Source organism: Photorhabdus heterorhabditis (assembly GCF_018448905.1).
GTDB lineage: Bacteria > Pseudomonadota > Gammaproteobacteria > Enterobacterales > Enterobacteriaceae > Photorhabdus > Photorhabdus heterorhabditis.
In genome coordinates, this window is record NZ_RCWA01000004.1 from 146,232 (window position 1) to 161,547 (window position 15,316).

Below are 15,316 nucleotides of genomic sequence, written 5' to 3' on the forward strand. Positions count from 1 at the left end.
TCCCACTAAGTAACCGCGCTGAGAAGCGCGGTTCAGATAAAACGAATAGGTAGCTGGTGTAGTAAATTACCTGACAGAGTGAAGCGCTGATGTATGATCTAGCAGCCGTTCCAGTGGATATACAGCTCGAATCACAACCTCATCATGCATTTGTGCGCTGTGATCTAATAGCTGTTTCGCGTGTTGCCGTTGCTGTATCGTTAAATATCGCGTCAGGCATTTCATCACTGGTGATTTCAATTTTCAGCGTGTTATCAATATCCAGACGTCCTTTTTGCACCGAAATATTTTGTGGCCACGGCATAAGAGGAAGGCTATCTAAAGAAATAGCGATTGACGGAAAGCTACAGCTTAAAGCAGTGGCTAATAAGAAACAGCGAAAAGGAAATTTCATCAGTTTCCTCCGTGTAGTATTAGGTGGAATGCTAGATGGTGTTTGTTAATTAACCTGAATTCTGGTTAAGCCGTTACTTCCCGTCGTGAGTATCGTTAAGATTTGAGACTCAAGCTAAGATGCTGCTTGCTGGATGTAAAAATCTTTCTGGTACATAAAGATCATAATTATTAAAGCGACAGTATTCTTCCAATTGCTGAGCAGACTTAACATCAACCTTTCTGTATATTTGTGCCGTATATATCCGTCATCTTTCAAGTTGCTTCTTTGTTGGCTGCACTCACTCACCCCGGTCACATAGTTATCTATGCTCCCGGGGATTCGCTCCCTTGCCGCCGCGATGCATCTTGAAATCTATTGGGTATAGTGTTCAACGGTACGGTAAGAAATGTTTAATATTCTGCCAATTTGTTTACTGGTATATTTATGTAAAGAGAGAAAAATGACATCCCATTCCCGTTGGGTAAATAAATTAGTCGGTGGTTGAAACATAATAGAAGCGGGGAGTTTTCCATAAAATAGACGGGTTAATGAGAAATCCTGAGCTTCCCATCCGTGGAAAATGACTCCGACACATTCGTTTTCATCATTATATAGTGGGTATTTTTCACAAAAATGAGATGATAAGAATTTATTGTTCCCGTACATATGTGTTTCAAGCGAACATACTGTTGTTTCACTCTTCATTACACTTTGATCATGAAGAACGAATTCTTTTGCAAACTCAGCTCCATCCCAAGGAAGCTCATAATCATATCGTCCTTCATAATTAAATGAATCTGGGAGATTTTCAAGATGTTTAAGTGCCTTATTGCCATAAATAAAGCATGAGTTTTTATCTTTTATTCCCCAAGGGTCGTTACTGGCTTCCAATGTATTAATTATTTGAGGTGAAATGATTACTTTATTATTCATATCATCGTTCCTTATCATGTTTTAATGACATTAATCAGCTTAGTTCTCTACTCCCAATAGTGATAAATCTTTCAGGGATATAGAGATCAAGTTTATGTTCTTTACAGAAATCCTTTAATTCTGCATGTAATGGCAAATTGAATTTTTGGTAAATAGATTGAATATGATTAACCACATCTTCGGGACTTATCATTAACTCTTCACTGATTTTCTCATCATCCCATGAACGCAGAGTTAGAAAGAGAACTTCCCATTCAAGTTGCGTCAGTGTGTCATTAGGAGGGATGAATTCCAGCGTTGCTGGAGAGCTTTTTTCATAGTAGTAAGCAGTAGAAAAGTTTTGCGTTTTGTGCATATGAAAGGTGATCCCAATACAATTGCCATCTTCATCACAAAGTGGATATTTATCACAGAGATAAACTTGTTTAATTTTACGTTCTCCAAATGAGTGAGTTTCCATTGAAGTGACTCGTTGCATAGTCTGAATAACTTTTTGATCCTGACGGCAAGATTCCTCTTCATATTCTGCAATAGGTGAGGGTAATTCACCTGTAGTAAGCCCTGCAACGTCGAAATTTTCAGGTAAGTCAAGCAGTTGGTAAAAAGCAGGATTGGCATAGATAAATCTTGATTGAAGATCTTTTACCCCCCAAGGGTCAATACTTTTTTCCCACATGTAAATTAATTGTGGAGTGATATTACTCGGTTTATTCTTCATATTTGACATAGTAACTCCTTAATTATGATTAAATCATTATCTGAATGAATTGTTTTCTGATTATATAAAAGAACTCAAGAATATAGTATAACAATTATCCAGCCAAAGACTGCATGTTGATTAATTTTATAATGTTATTATAAATAGCAAATAATATAATCAAAGATATCGTTTTTATTGAAATTTATTTAAGTGGTTTATTTTGTCAGTTAAAAATTTCACGGACATAACATCGTAATTTGTTAAGATGGATGGTCTTATAAAGATATGAGATATTATTACGACAGGCAGCCTATCTCCACTTTTAAGCCATGTAACATTGACATTGAGACATTCACTGATTGTGTCTATGTACTTTTGTCGATTTGCCCTGAAAGAAGTTTCGGAATATAACCACCTTCACCTTGCACACCGATTCGATGAACTAACTGAGTGGGTGTCATTCCTCGCAACTGAAGAGTTTCTTTAAGACATTCATTAAAGTATTTCATACCCTTCCATCATTCTCAAAAATAACTAAAATCTTTGAACATTCTGGTATTCTAAAAAGAACATTTAAAGTTCAAATTTGAATAATTAGCGTTAATTTGTAACCTTTTTGTCGTTAGACATAACATTTTCCTATTCGGAGAATATTTGGCTGTACTTGGCGGGGTTTAATATCTTAGTACAGCTATTTTTTAGCATTCCGCGCCAGTGCGGACTCAGGGAAAAAGCTGTAGAAATAAATATATACCCAATGGATTTCAAGATGGATCGCGACGGCAAGGGAGTGCAGCCAACAAAGAGGCAACTTGAAAGATAACGGGTATAAAAATATCAATTTGAAGAGAGTGTGAATATAGCACCTTGAATAATAAAACTGAGGAGAAAGGAATGATTGTAAAAAACGACTGGCACCCAGCGGATATTATTGCGGGACTTAAAAAACGGGGAACGTCGTTATCTGCTGTTTCAAGAGAAGCGGGGCTTGCATCATCCACGTTAAGTAATGCACTGCATCGACCATGGCCTAAAGGTGAACAGCTCATTGCTACCGCTTTGAATTGTGAGCCTTGCGAAATATGGCCAAGCAGATATTTTAAATGAATTGCTATTTTTAAAATTAACATGAAATTCTCATATAAAAATTAATGAGAGGAAACTCATTACCTGATTACCTGATTACCTGATTACCTGAAAATTTTCTTGTGGAAAGCTTCAGGTATGATAATAGAATTAAAACAGGGCTATTAACGCCCTGCTTTGTTATTATGCTCTGATTAAAATTTTTTATTTTATAGCGTCAATTGAACTAAACCGTCGATTGCCTTTTCAAGATAGGCACGAGGACAACCTAAGTTTATTCTGATAAACCCTTTTCCCTTATCGCCAAAACTTAATCCCATTGAAACGGCTATTTTGGCTTTTTGTAATAAAGCCCGTTGCAAAATATCATCATCTAAGCCTAAATCGCGACAATCCAGCCAGGCCAAATATGTACCTTCCGCTTTGGTCATTCGGCACCAGGGAACGGCAGACGTTAAAGCCTGCTCGAACCAGCAACGGTTTTCCGCTAGGTAATGTTGTAATTCATCAAGCCATACATCCCCATGTTGATATGCTGCTGTAGCCGCAGCCATAGATAGCGCGTTGAATACGTCTAGCCCATGAGCATTCAATCGATCGATAAAAGCACGTCGAAGTTTAGGATTTGGAATGAGAAAATTTGATATACGGAGTGATGAAAGTCCAAATGCCTTACTTGTTGAGGTGGCGGCAATGACATTATCATGCCATTCACTCCCCAGATGCAGGATCGATGTGAATGTTTCTCCAGGTAAAACTAAATCAGCCCAAATTTCGTCGGAAATAACTGTTGTCCCGTGCTGTTTGCAGAGTATTAATAGCCGAGTCAGCTCGTTACGATCCCAGCATCTGCCAGTAGGATTATGTGGATTACATAACAATAGCAAAGGTGGCCTGTGTTGCTCTAACACTTGCTCTAAATGAGCATAGTCAATTTTATAACCTGCCGGGCTTTCAAGTAGAGGATTTTCAACAACTATCCTGTCGTTCATGGTGATAATTTTGGCGAACGAACTATAATAAGGCCCCTGCACAACGACGCCTTGCCCCGGTTTACTCAGCATTTGTATCAGTAAAGCCATATAGGTATGGTTCCGCTGAACATCCAGGTTCCAATTAACCCACCTACGCAAATCAGTATCATCATTACCGGCATAGCTTTGGCTAGCTTTGCGATAATCGCATCAATGATGTCATTCCAACGATAACCTTGCCAATATGCCAAGGCTGCTGTTATTCCTGCTGATATGAGCAATAAAGATTCAATGCGTAAATTCAGTTGACCATATCCAATAACTAATAGTAAGAGCATTGCTGCGATTGGCAGTATAGCGAGTCCCAGATTAAGCTTTTTCTTATCATCCATATAAAAACTCCAGTTTCAGATAGGTTGTTGAAATAGAATAATGAATTTATTTCGAATGAGATGTGACAGAGATTACTTGTTCATGTAATTGGTTTCATGAGATGTGAAAATGTGATTTATATATCAACTTTTGATCTTGCTTATAATTGAGTAGCTGTAATAACCACTGGCTTTGTGTCGGTATATTTCAATGGATATTCTTAATATCACATTTGGCTCAAATATCCCGTAAGAGTCTATATATTTCCATTTCAAACTGGAAAAAATGGGCCTCCAAATAGTGAATTAAAGAGTGTAGGGTAATCTCATTGAAAAAAGATGAATAACCAATATGAATTGGGCTATTTAGCTGTGCATATTGTGGTAGGGCTTGAACGAAATTACAACACGGGTTATACCCGATATCCTCAGGTTCTGATTGTGACGGATGCGGGTAATTCAACAATTCGTATGATTGAATCGAATATTATTCGTGAATTTCATCAACTTAAATTGCGGAACATTATTGCATTATGTGAGTATCAACAACTGGAATCCGTTGATGAAAATTTTATTATTACCACAGTTAGGTTGACAGAAAAAAATAAACCCATTGTTAAAATTGCACCATTCCCAACACCTTACCAATTAGAACAAATCGGGTGGTTAGCCATGATCGACCGGACTAAACCCTATATTCTTGAACGTTTCTTTGACGAAAAATACTTTATGATCCTCAAAAGAAAAATAACGCAGAAAGCCTTATTTAAATATGTTTGTAAAAAATTGGAAACAGACGGTTATGTGACTAAAAACTTTTATTCTTCACTGATTGAACGAGAGGCTATTGTATCAACTCTATTGGGAGAGGGAATTGCATTACTACATGCATTGGGATTAGTAGCGCATAAGACTGTGGTAGTAACAATATTGTCCCCGGACGGCATTGAGTGGGACAAAGAGAAAAAAGAGATGGCGAACGTTATTTTTCTGCTGGCGATCAGTAAAGCGGAATATGAAGAAGCAATGATAATTTATGATCTATTTGTGACTTTCTTACGCGAAAAAGCAACGAAAAGATTATTGAATAGCCAAAGCTTTTATGATTTTCAGGTTATCGCCAAAGATAGTTTGGGGTGTAGTGTGTAAGATCATATTTTCTTGCTGTTATTTGAGCTAAACAGAACCTTCAGAGCGGCTAATAATGCGCATCCACCACCGCTGAAAGCAACACCATACCAAGAAAAATGCCAGGCTGCGACAGCACCCAAAGAGGAACCTATTGCGCCACCGGCGAAATAACAGGTCATAAATACGGTATTTAGCCGGTTGCGAGCATCAGGTAATAATGTATACAACCGTGTTTGATTTGCCACTAAACCCGCTCTGCTGCCAAGATCTAACAGAATAATACCCGCGAATAAAAATAGAATACTGTGGCTCGTGCCGCTAATTAGACATAAGGCCAATGTCACTAATAAAGCGCCTGTGGCAACAATGGCTTTTCCACCGAAGCGATCTGTCAATGAACCTATTATTGGTGAGGCGAGCATTCCTACAATGCCCGTCAAACCAAAAAGACCTGCGATATCACTTCCCCATCCGTAAGGTGGTTGGGAAAGTAATAAGGCCAACGATCCCCACAGCGTATTAAAAGCGGCGAACAGTAAAAAACCGGATAATGCGGCTTCACGCAAAAGGGATTGTTGCTTTACTAATTTACCGAGTGAAATAAGAAGTTGGCCGTAAGTCATCGTGTGTGGTGGTTCTATTTCTGGCAACACAAACCAGATCAGAAAAAATAGGCATATATCGATTAAAGCAGCCAATATAAACATTTCACGCCAGCCGAAATGTTCTCCGATTGCACCACTTAATGTTCTGGCAAGCAGTGCTCCCGCGAAAAGGCCACTCATCAGATTTCCTACAGCTCGTCCCCGTTTTTCTGGTATTACCCAACCAGATACGGCGGGAATGATGATTTGTGCTGAAATAGAAGTTAGTCCCACAATCAGACTACTTGCCAGAAGACACGTAAAATTTGGTGCAGTGGCACATAGGATAAGGCTGATTATATTGCCGATTAACAGGCAGAAAATCAGTTTGCGACGGCTTAACGTATCTCCAAGCGGTCCAAAAAAGAGAAGTCCCGCCGCATAACCGATCTGCGTTAGTGTCGCGATCCAGCCGGATATTGAACCATTAGCGTTAAAACTTGTCCCAATTATTGGCAATAATGATTGGTTATAATAAATATTCGCTACAGCAAAACCACAAGCAATAGATAACAAGATGAGAGAGATAGAAGAAATAGGATTTGGTTTGGTTGCTGTATTTGACATGGGAACTCTCAGCATTTGGTCGGAATTATGATGAAATGATTCTGGCACTATCTTGAGATCGTGGGAATAAAAAGAGCGAGCGAAATTGTTTTGCATAGAATGCAAAAATGATAGCGCTAATAGGCGTTATTTATTATTTGTAATATATGAAGTGTTTGAATATTTATAGGTAAAAATTGCGATGAAAGATTTATTACGTACCGATATGCTAACAACATTCATTCATGTTGCCCGCTCACAGAGTTTTTCTGCCGTTGCGCGTTTACAAGGTATGGCTGCATCTTCTATCACTCGTCAAATAGACAACCTTGAACAGACGCTAGAGACAAAACTATTCTTTCGCTCTACCCGTGGTTTATCACTGACTGATGCAGGGGAGATTTTGTTTTCAAGGGCGCAAGATATTGTAAATAACCTTGTCGATGTTCAGGCTGAGTTAGCGGCGTTGAATGGCGAGCCGCAAGGGACATTACGCATAGCTTGCCTGCCAACGTTTGGGCGTCAGCATATTATTCCGATGCTGGCAGAACTATTTACGCGATATCCTAAAATTCAGGTTGAACTTGATCAAACAGAACGTATGACTGATCCTGTTAGGGATCGTCTCGACGCCGTTATTCGTGTTGGAGAATTAAAAGACAGCACGCTTTATTCAAAACGCATCTCTATACAAACTTGGATTATTTGTGCTAGCCCAAGTTATATTCAAAGGCATGGAATGCCGACAACACTTACTGAACTGGGTGAACATTATTTACTTGATAAACATCATGACCCTGCTGGTATTTGCTGGTCACGCTATCGCAGTGCTATTAATTTCAGTGATAATAATAGGATCTTTCGTAGTGACGACTTTGAAACATTGAGAATGGCCGCAGTGAGTGGATTTGGAATAGCGCTTCTGCCTAATTGGGTGGTATCCACAGATATTCGTTCTGAAAAACTTATCCCTCTATTTGATGATCCCGATGGACGTAAAGAAGATATTTATTTACTGCGGGCACTTGCTCACCCGCCAGCAAAATTAACCGTATTTATATCGTTATTGCAGGAGTGGCTTACTAGGATTGTTTAGTTATGATGGATAGATTTATATTACTACTATAATTTTTACTTATGTGTTAGGTTACATACTTAACTGACTTAGAATTTATTAGGTTAAATTATAAAAAATTAGGATGGTAATTTTATGTCATACATGATTTATTTGTCTTTGAATGGTAAAAAACAAGGGCTGATCTCTGCTGGGTGTTCAACCCTAGATTCAATAGGAAACAGGTATCAAAATGGTCACGAAAACCAAATACAAGTACTGAGTTTAAACCACACAATAACGCGCCAGCAGAATGTCAGCCATCAACCAATACAATTCATTAAACCCATAGATAAATCATCACCATTATTAGCTATGGCAATAGATTCAAACGAATCTCTAAATGGTACTTTTGTTTTTTACAGAACAGGTCAAGCAGGACAATTGGAATTATTCTATGAAGTAAAAATCACTGAAGCCACTATCACGGATGTTTCTTGTATATACCCGCATTCTATAAATGATTTTGAAGCCATGCCATATGAAAGAGTTACACTCAACTATAAATCTATCTCATGGAATCATATAACAGCCGGCACATCTGCTTATAGCATATGGGAAGATAGAAATTATTAATAAACATAAAACCCTAGTTGTGTCGAGTCGGCTACTCGACACAATTAAGCATAAAGAGCATATGCTTAGTAACAAAGTGAAATATCCTTAACATACTTATTTGGAGCCATCCATGATGATTTACTACAGATTAAATATCCTTCAGATTTTAATTCATCATCAACATATAAAGACATAAATAGAGTAAGGATAAAACCGGCTATTGATACATATGAAATATAATCGCCTATTTTGCCATTAAGATTCTTTGTCCTATTTAACGCGATCATTAATAATGCATAAGCAAGATTAATAAGCAAAGGACTAAACCAAATAAAACCCGCACTCTTCCATGAGAATGTAATGACGCTATCACGTCTAAAGAAACCTATATAATCACTCAATGAGAAAAATATAAATAACAAGGCCATAAAAATAAGCAACGACATGCCTAAATATAGTTTTGTTTTGCTTGTATTATCCACGACTAAATCTACCCCACATATTAAAAAGTTGATCCGGATGGTATGGTGTCGGATTTACCTTTCTATTCTTTATGTTTTTAATTATAGTTTCACTGATTTTAAAATGATCATCTAACCAATATAAAGCAAGAGAAGTTAAAAACCCAATAGCAAAAACGCCAAGAGCTACAAGCATAAGACTTCCTCCTACAGCTAAGAGTGGAGAAACCAATAGAGTATTAGCAGCCGTAGCAATACCTACTGAGATAGCTAATTTTGCGGCATCCGTTGTTAAGTTAACAAACAAATCGACCAATCCATATTGATCTTTAAATATTAACTCAACTAGTCTATACCTTTCATCTTTCAAGCTGCTGCTTTGTTGGCTGCGTTCACTTACCCCAGTCACATCGTTATCTATGCTCCTGGGGATGCGTTCACTTGCCGCCGCACTGCAACTTGAAATCTATTGGGTATATATGCAGCTGAGAATACTATACCGAATCTAGCACCTTGGGCAATTCCAGCTTCAATACCTAGTGTACCTACCCCAAAAGACACTATCTGGGGATTATTAGCAAGATATCTTGTGGTGTTTAAATAATTTCTTACACCCGGGTAACCTGACAACTTTATATATTTTCTTCCATCAATCCATCTCATGGAATTATATAACAGCCGGCACATCTGCTTATAGCATATGGGAAGATAGAAATTATTAATAAACATAAAACCCTAGTTGTGTCGAGTCGGCTACTCGACACAATTAAGCATAAAGAGCATATGCTTAGTAACAAAGTGAAATATCCTTAACATACTTATTTGGAGCCATCCATGATGATTTACTACAGATTAAATATCCTTCAGATTTTAATTCATCATCAACATATAAAGACATAAATAGAGTAAGGATAAAACCGGCTATTGACATATATGAAATATAATCGCCTATTTTGCCATTAAGACGTTTCACCTTACCCAATGAGATTCTATATAAAATATAGGCAATATAAATCAACACAGGAGTAAACCAAATAGCTCCAGCGCTTTTCCATGAGAATGTAATAACACCATCACGCTTAAAAAAACCAACATAATCATTCAATGAAAAAAATATAGATAACCCTGCCATAAAAAGAAGCAATAAAATTCCTAAGTATAATTTAGTTTTATTTTCATTTGTATTATCCACGACTTAATCTACCCCACATATTAAAAAGTTGATCCGGATGGTATGGTGTCGGATTTACCTTTCTATTCTTTATGTTTTTAATTATAGTTTCACTGATTTTAAAGTGATCATCTAACCAATATAAAGCAAGAGAAGTTAAAAACCCAATAGCAAAAACGCCAAGAGCTACAAGCATAAGACTTCCTCCTACAGCTAAGAGTGGAGAAACCAATAGAGTATTAGCAGCCGTAGCAATACCTATTGAGATAGCTAATTTTGCACCATCGATTGTTAAGTTAACAAACAAATCAACCAATCCATATTTATCTTTAAATATTAATTCAATTAGTCTATATGCAGCTGAGAATACTATACCGAATCTAGCACCTTGGGCAATTCCAGCTTCAATACCTAGTGTACCTACCCCAAAAGACACTATCTGGGGATTATTAGCAAGATATCTTGTGGCGTTTAAATAATTTCTTACACCCGGGTAACCTGACAACTTTATATATCTTTTTCCATCCTTACCAAAATACTCTGTTGCTTCCACACTGAAGCTTCTTAAATCATTTACTATTCTTGCCACTCCAAAGGAATCGTAGATATTACCAGCAAAAGATGAAACTGGATCAGTATATGAATAGATAGTTTTGATATTATTCTTCCATGAGTTATAGAAATTATGATCTAGTGTTTTCATATAATCTATAGCTTCATCCTCTGTCAATAAAGCGATAACTTCTTGGTTTAGTTTAAATTGATTTTCCAATTCCAATAGCATGCGGTTATGTTTTTGATCTTCTATTTGTTTCTTAAAGTTAAGATGGTCTTCATATCTATAATCATCTTCAACAAATGTTTTTAACCGTGGATCATATTTCATCTTGTAACTCCACATATATTTATAGTTAATTGATATTGCATATCTTATCGGACTTGACTATTTTTTCTTTAGTTTTTCTGAACTTTTGTGAACTGGCTCAAGTTTCCCTATTGAGGCTGGCAGAACTATTTACGCGATATCCTAAAATTCAGGTTGAACTTGATCAAGCAGAACGTTTGACTGATCCCGTTAGGGATCGTTTAACTTCAATAATGATAACAGGATCTTTCGTAGTGATGACTTTGAAACATTGAGAATGGCCGCAGTCAGTGGATTTGGGGTAGGGCTTTTGCCTGATTGGGTGGTATCGACGGATATTCATTCTGGAAAACTTATGCCTTTATTCAATGATCCCGATGGACGTAAAGAAGATATTTATTTATTGTGAGTACTTGCTCACCCGCCAGAAAAATTAATAGCATTTATGTCGTTATTGCAGGAATGTCTTGCTAAGGTTGTTTAGTTATTATTTATACATTTGCGATCTTTTAATGTTGATTTTTAAATAAATTATAGTGTCGATTTTATTTGTTGAAATAATCATATCTATGTAATTTTTGGGTTAATGCAATAAATTAAAAGTAATAATTTAGAGTTATAAGATGTAGTTAAAATTGATATTTAACTATTCTCTATGTATTCGATTCATTTATTGTTGTTGAGCTTTCAGAGAAATATATTTATTCTTCTATATTGTTTTTTATTTATAGCAATATCATTATTAATGAATATAGAGGTTTATTATGACTAAAGTTTTTTCATTTAATAAAAATCACCGAGATTTATTAGCAGGGCATCAATCATTGCTTAAAGAGGTTAATGGTTTGAATGGTGTTCCTAAATCTTTGATGCCGGGTTTCCCTGATTTAGATGATCAATTTAATCAGATGGGCATTACACATATCCGGCTTCATGATGGTTTTGGCATTGGCGATATGGATAATTATGTCCATGCGGATCGAGTCAATGATAACAATCAAATTATTGTTAATGTTCCAGAAGAAAATAAACCTGAGGCTAAAAAACTGTTCGCTGATATTTCAAATATCAGAACTATCTTTCCCTATGCTGCTGTCGGTATGAGAAATAATGATATTAGTCTTGCATTAAAAGAGGCTAATTATAAAATGACGGATGCTTATCTGCGTGACATTATGAATAATAACGCTGAACTGAACCCAGATAATATTCAGCGACAGATAATGTTTCGTATTGGGCGTTCCGTTGATGGTGGATATGAAATACCAGAGGATTTTGATATTTATGCAATATTAGTCAGCACGTTGGTGAATCGCTATGCTTTAAACTATGCCAGGATCGGTTTACCAAGAAAAATAACTTATTGGCAGGTTTGGAATGAACCTGATTTATATTTTTTCTGGAATAATGATGATCCTAAAAAGTATTATGAGTTATATGCAAAAATTGCAAGAATAATTAAAGCTGTTGATCCTTCGGTTAAAGTAGGTGGTGCTGGTATTGCGTTTGTTGATAGATCAAAAGTAGATTATTTTGAAGGGTTTTTACGATATTGTAGAGATAATCATGTACCGTTAGATTTCTTTTCCTGGCATGGATATGTTGAAACTGGAGACCCGCAAAACATTATTGATGTGGGGAATACAGTTCAAGAGGGGTTGAATACTTATGGTTTTACCGATGCCGAGAGTTTTTGTACTGAATGGAATTCCTGCCCTATTGCGACAAAAAATACATATACAAAGATACAGAGCATTAAAAATGCGGCATATATTGCTTCCACCTTTATTTATATGCAGTATATAAAAGCCGACAGAGCTTATTATTATCGGGGAGATGGCTCATCTTTTGGTTTGTTTAATAATCAGCCTAATCCTAAAAAACCAAATGTTAAAAATTTTTGTACCTATTCGGCTCAATCCTTTTACTTGTTTGCCAGAATGTTCGAAACACCTTATATCTTAAGTAGTAATAGGGATTTCTCAACAGGATTAACGGTTTTAGCAACTGAGAATACGGAAGGTAATAAGATTAATATCCTGGCTGCAAATTATAAAGTTGATAAGGATTTTGCTGATGGTAATGTAGCTCCTGATTATTTATATCAACAATACTATCTGGATACTGGGCGATTACTGGATCAATTAACGGATAATTGGAGTAAGGATAAATGGTTTGGTGGAGTTGATCCGACAACCATCCGTGTTGATAATGCGGTAGTGCAACATGATCCTGTTAAGCCATTTCCGAGTAATCTGTTGAAAGCTAAAAGTCGTGATTATACTGATAGCGACCATGGCGTTACCGTAGTCATTAACCATATCAATTATAAAAAATTTAACGTTAAAGCCTATCGTATTCAAGAAGGTGGATCGCTGGAACAAATGACACCACCAGAAGTCACTAACCAAATTAATATGTCTATTGCTGATAATAAATTAACATTAGTAGATAGAGGTGCCAAACCTTCAACGGTAACATTATATTCATTAGAGCTAGAGAATAATTAATTTTATATTTAATGGAAATGTTATAGTAAATTTTTCATCTGGATTAATTAATTGGAAATAAAATCATTTTAATTAAACAGGCTCTTAAGAGAGTTTGTTTGATAATGATAATTAATTTGATAAGATGGATTTTATTTATAATAATCATGATGCTTATTATGTAAATCCACTATGAATAATTTATTGAAATAAGGTTAATTAGGAAGGAGGTAAGTGTTTGTTATTAATGATTGAATGGGGAATTGTCTTTCTATTTAATTATATGGTTTTTGAAAATAATGTTTTATTTTAATGGTGATATCCTGTTTATAAAGTGATGGGTTTTTTATGTTTATTATTATTTTATTGCGTTAAACTATATAATAAATATTGCCAAAATTGAGATTTATTTATTAACGCTGGTTTTACTCAGCGTTAATAATTCGTATATTCAATTAATTTGTAAGATTATTCTGGATAAAAATCTTGGGATAAAATCTGATCCATATTCCAGAGACAGGATGCAGGGAAAACATCCAATCCAGTTTCATCAGCAGCGCTTGCAACTGCATCAGGCCATGCATCGTCCAACCACTCTTTATCGGCCAAACATCCCTTAAGGCTTGGGGTTTTATCAATGCGTCGTAACAAAGATTTTCGTTGCTCTTTGATGGTTCTTTGCCAGCTGGAGCCGCGACGACCTGGTTGAAATTACCACTTTAGAAGGGGAGCCAGTAGAACTGCCAGCCTGCTTGCCAATTTGCGCTTTTCACTTTTGCCCACGTCTTCTATTTTCATGGTGAGTTAATTTATTGTTGTTTTAAATTTAATCCTTTTTCTGTCAGACGATAGCGCTGTAATGGACTGCTCGGTTTTTCTGGATGGCTCATTTCAATTAATCCTGCTTCCAGTGCAGGTTGCAGATAGCGCAAACGGAATGAGCTGCGATCTTTTAATCCAAGTGCTGATTGCAGTTGTTCACGATTCATCTCTCTTTCCAATATCATGATTAATTGCTTAACTTGATGGGTAGCCTGATGGGTAGCCTGATGGGTAGCCTGATGGGTGGATGCCTGAATTGCATCACGGATCATGTGCAGCATAAATTCAATGAATGGCGCACAATCAACGAGTTGGCTACTGAGATTAATTGCCTGGTAGTAATGAGTTTGATGTTCGTAAATCAGGCTTTCAACGGGAATAAATTCAAATAATGGGTTCCAGTGGTTTAAAATCAATGTCTGCCATAATCTGCCCATTCTACCGTTTCCATCTGCGAACGGATGAATGAATTCAAATTCATAATGGAAAATACAGCTGGTAATAAGTGGATGAATATCAGTAGAGTCTAACCAGTGAAAAAGGTCGCCCATAAGTTTTGGAACCCGGTTTGCCTGTGGCGCCATATGAATGACTTTTTCTCCGTCCATCACACCAACGCCGCTGTGTCGGTAATTGCCAGCATTATCTAGTAATCCCTTCATCAGAATATAGTGGGCTTCCAGTAAGTTTTGCTCTGATGTGAAATGCCAATGATTGAGCTTTTCATAAACTAAGATAGCATTTCGTGCTTCTTGTATTTCACTGCTGGGGGCAATGACTCGTTTTCCTTCAATGATGGCTGTGATTTGGGTTTCATCAAGTAAGTTACCTTCAATTGCCAGTGAACCGTGAATAGTTCGTATCCGATTGATACGTCTCAATCGCAAGGCTTTTATTTGTTCCTGTTCTGTGCTTAACCGCCCGATATTTTCACTGATTTCAGCAACTAATTGGATCATTTTAGCTGTAATTGAGAAAGGGGGGTGATAGCCTTTTCTAGCTGAATTCATTGGATACCTTGATTGGATTGAGCGGGTTACCGTAAATAGCTTTAACGTTATTATTGGTTCTTAAA

14 protein-coding genes and 5 pseudogenes are annotated in these 15,316 nt (G+C 36.6%); 6 read left to right on the forward strand and 13 right to left on the reverse strand.

Annotated features, from left to right (window positions below; genetic code table 11):
- Window positions 1–142: 142 nt before the first annotated feature.
- The 4 genes and pseudogenes from EAE89_RS04175 to EAE89_RS04185 all read right to left on the reverse strand — a co-directional run bounded on the left by EAE89_RS04175 (window position 143) and on the right by EAE89_RS04185 (window position 2,036).
- Entirely contained in the window at window positions 143–394 is a 252-nt protein-coding gene (locus EAE89_RS04175; RefSeq protein ID WP_214085417.1) for a hypothetical protein, read from the reverse strand.
- A 109-nt stretch (window positions 395–503) separates the two neighbouring features.
- Window positions 504–599 (reverse strand): annotated as a pseudogene (locus tag EAE89_RS24295) (helix-turn-helix transcriptional regulator); the annotation flags it as partial.
- 164 nt (window positions 600–763) lie between these two features.
- Window positions 764–1,309 (reverse strand): annotated as a pseudogene (locus EAE89_RS04180) (helix-turn-helix transcriptional regulator); the annotation flags it as partial.
- A gap of 34 nt (window positions 1,310–1,343) precedes the next feature.
- Window positions 1,344–2,036 carry a PAS domain-containing protein gene (locus EAE89_RS04185; protein ID WP_054476988.1) on the reverse strand — a complete coding sequence of 231 codons (693 nt, stop codon included), beginning with the start codon at window positions 2,034–2,036 and terminating at the stop codon, window positions 1,344–1,346.
- Between the two features lie 867 nt (window positions 2,037–2,903).
- On the opposite strand from EAE89_RS04185, the gene EAE89_RS04190 reads away from it, so the two are divergent.
- Window positions 2,904–3,116, forward strand: coding sequence for a helix-turn-helix domain-containing protein (locus EAE89_RS04190; protein ID WP_054476987.1), 213 nt, complete (start codon window positions 2,904–2,906; stop codon window positions 3,114–3,116).
- 188 nt (window positions 3,117–3,304) lie between these two features.
- Here EAE89_RS04190 and EAE89_RS04195 read toward each other — a convergent pair.
- Both EAE89_RS04195 and EAE89_RS04200 read right to left on the reverse strand, forming a co-directional pair.
- Window positions 3,305–4,177: pseudogene (locus tag EAE89_RS04195) on the reverse strand (MalY/PatB family protein); the annotation flags it as partial.
- Window positions 4,168–4,461 (reverse strand): annotated as a pseudogene (locus EAE89_RS04200) (Na+/H+ antiporter NhaC); the annotation flags it as partial. The pseudogenes EAE89_RS04195 and EAE89_RS04200, both read right to left, overlap by 10 nt.
- Before the next feature lie 318 nt (window positions 4,462–4,779).
- Here EAE89_RS04200 and EAE89_RS04205 point away from each other — a divergent pair.
- Window positions 4,780–5,589, forward strand: coding sequence for a PTS sugar transporter subunit IIA (locus EAE89_RS04205; protein ID WP_214085418.1), 810 nt, complete (start codon window positions 4,780–4,782; stop codon window positions 5,587–5,589).
- A gap of 2 nt (window positions 5,590–5,591) precedes the next feature.
- Here the strand turns inward: EAE89_RS04205 and EAE89_RS04210 are convergent, their stop codons facing one another.
- Window positions 5,592–6,782 carry an MFS transporter gene (locus EAE89_RS04210; protein ID WP_244866134.1) on the reverse strand — a complete coding sequence of 397 codons (1,191 nt, stop codon included), beginning with the start codon at window positions 6,780–6,782 and terminating at the stop codon, window positions 5,592–5,594.
- 181 nt (window positions 6,783–6,963) lie between these two features.
- On the opposite strand from EAE89_RS04210, the gene EAE89_RS04215 reads away from it, so the two are divergent.
- The gene (locus EAE89_RS04215) at window positions 6,964–7,857 is read left to right on the forward strand and encodes a LysR family transcriptional regulator (RefSeq protein WP_214085420.1); all 894 of its coding nucleotides are present in this window, start codon (window positions 6,964–6,966) and stop codon (window positions 7,855–7,857) included.
- A 114-nt stretch (window positions 7,858–7,971) separates the two neighbouring features.
- Window positions 7,972–8,451: an Hcp family type VI secretion system effector gene (locus EAE89_RS04220; RefSeq protein WP_054476980.1), complete on the forward strand. Its 480-nt coding sequence runs from the start codon at window positions 7,972–7,974 to the stop codon at window positions 8,449–8,451.
- A gap of 65 nt (window positions 8,452–8,516) precedes the next feature.
- On the opposite strand, the gene EAE89_RS04225 is transcribed toward EAE89_RS04220, so the two are convergent.
- From EAE89_RS04225 to EAE89_RS04240, 4 genes are all read right to left on the reverse strand, one after another.
- Complete coding sequence (locus EAE89_RS04225; protein WP_339423029.1) at window positions 8,517–8,915, reverse strand: DUF1240 domain-containing protein; 399 nt, start codon at window positions 8,913–8,915, stop codon at window positions 8,517–8,519.
- Window positions 8,908–9,303 carry a hypothetical protein gene (locus EAE89_RS04230; RefSeq protein WP_214085421.1) on the reverse strand — a complete coding sequence of 132 codons (396 nt, stop codon included), beginning with the start codon at window positions 9,301–9,303 and terminating at the stop codon, window positions 8,908–8,910. The genes EAE89_RS04225 and EAE89_RS04230 overlap by 8 nt, the downstream gene beginning before the upstream one ends.
- A gap of 378 nt (window positions 9,304–9,681) precedes the next feature.
- Window positions 9,682–10,086: a DUF1240 domain-containing protein gene (locus EAE89_RS04235; RefSeq protein WP_339423030.1), complete on the reverse strand. Its 405-nt coding sequence runs from the start codon at window positions 10,084–10,086 to the stop codon at window positions 9,682–9,684.
- Entirely contained in the window at window positions 10,079–10,951 is an 873-nt protein-coding gene (locus EAE89_RS04240) for a hypothetical protein (RefSeq protein ID WP_214085422.1), read from the reverse strand. Before EAE89_RS04240 ends, EAE89_RS04235 begins: the two co-directional genes overlap by 8 nt.
- 256 nt (window positions 10,952–11,207) lie before the next feature.
- On the opposite strand from EAE89_RS04240, the gene EAE89_RS24300 reads away from it, so the two are divergent.
- On the forward strand, window positions 11,208–11,339 hold the full coding sequence (locus EAE89_RS24300) for a type 2 periplasmic-binding domain-containing protein (RefSeq protein ID WP_214085423.1): 132 nt from the start codon (window positions 11,208–11,210) through the stop codon (window positions 11,337–11,339).
- Between the two features lie 355 nt (window positions 11,340–11,694).
- A complete protein-coding gene (locus tag EAE89_RS04250; protein WP_214085424.1) occupies window positions 11,695–13,440 on the forward strand; it encodes a GH39 family glycosyl hydrolase in 1,746 nt (581 codons plus the stop codon).
- 447 nt (window positions 13,441–13,887) lie between these two features.
- On the opposite strand, the pseudogene EAE89_RS04255 reads toward EAE89_RS04250, so the two are convergent.
- Window positions 13,888–14,214 (reverse strand): annotated as a pseudogene (locus EAE89_RS04255) (DUF29 domain-containing protein); the annotation flags it as partial.
- Between the two features lie 14 nt (window positions 14,215–14,228).
- Window positions 14,229–15,251: a Fic family protein gene (locus tag EAE89_RS04260; protein WP_149615850.1), complete on the reverse strand. Its 1,023-nt coding sequence runs from the start codon at window positions 15,249–15,251 to the stop codon at window positions 14,229–14,231.
- Window positions 15,252–15,316 lie beyond the last annotated feature (65 nt).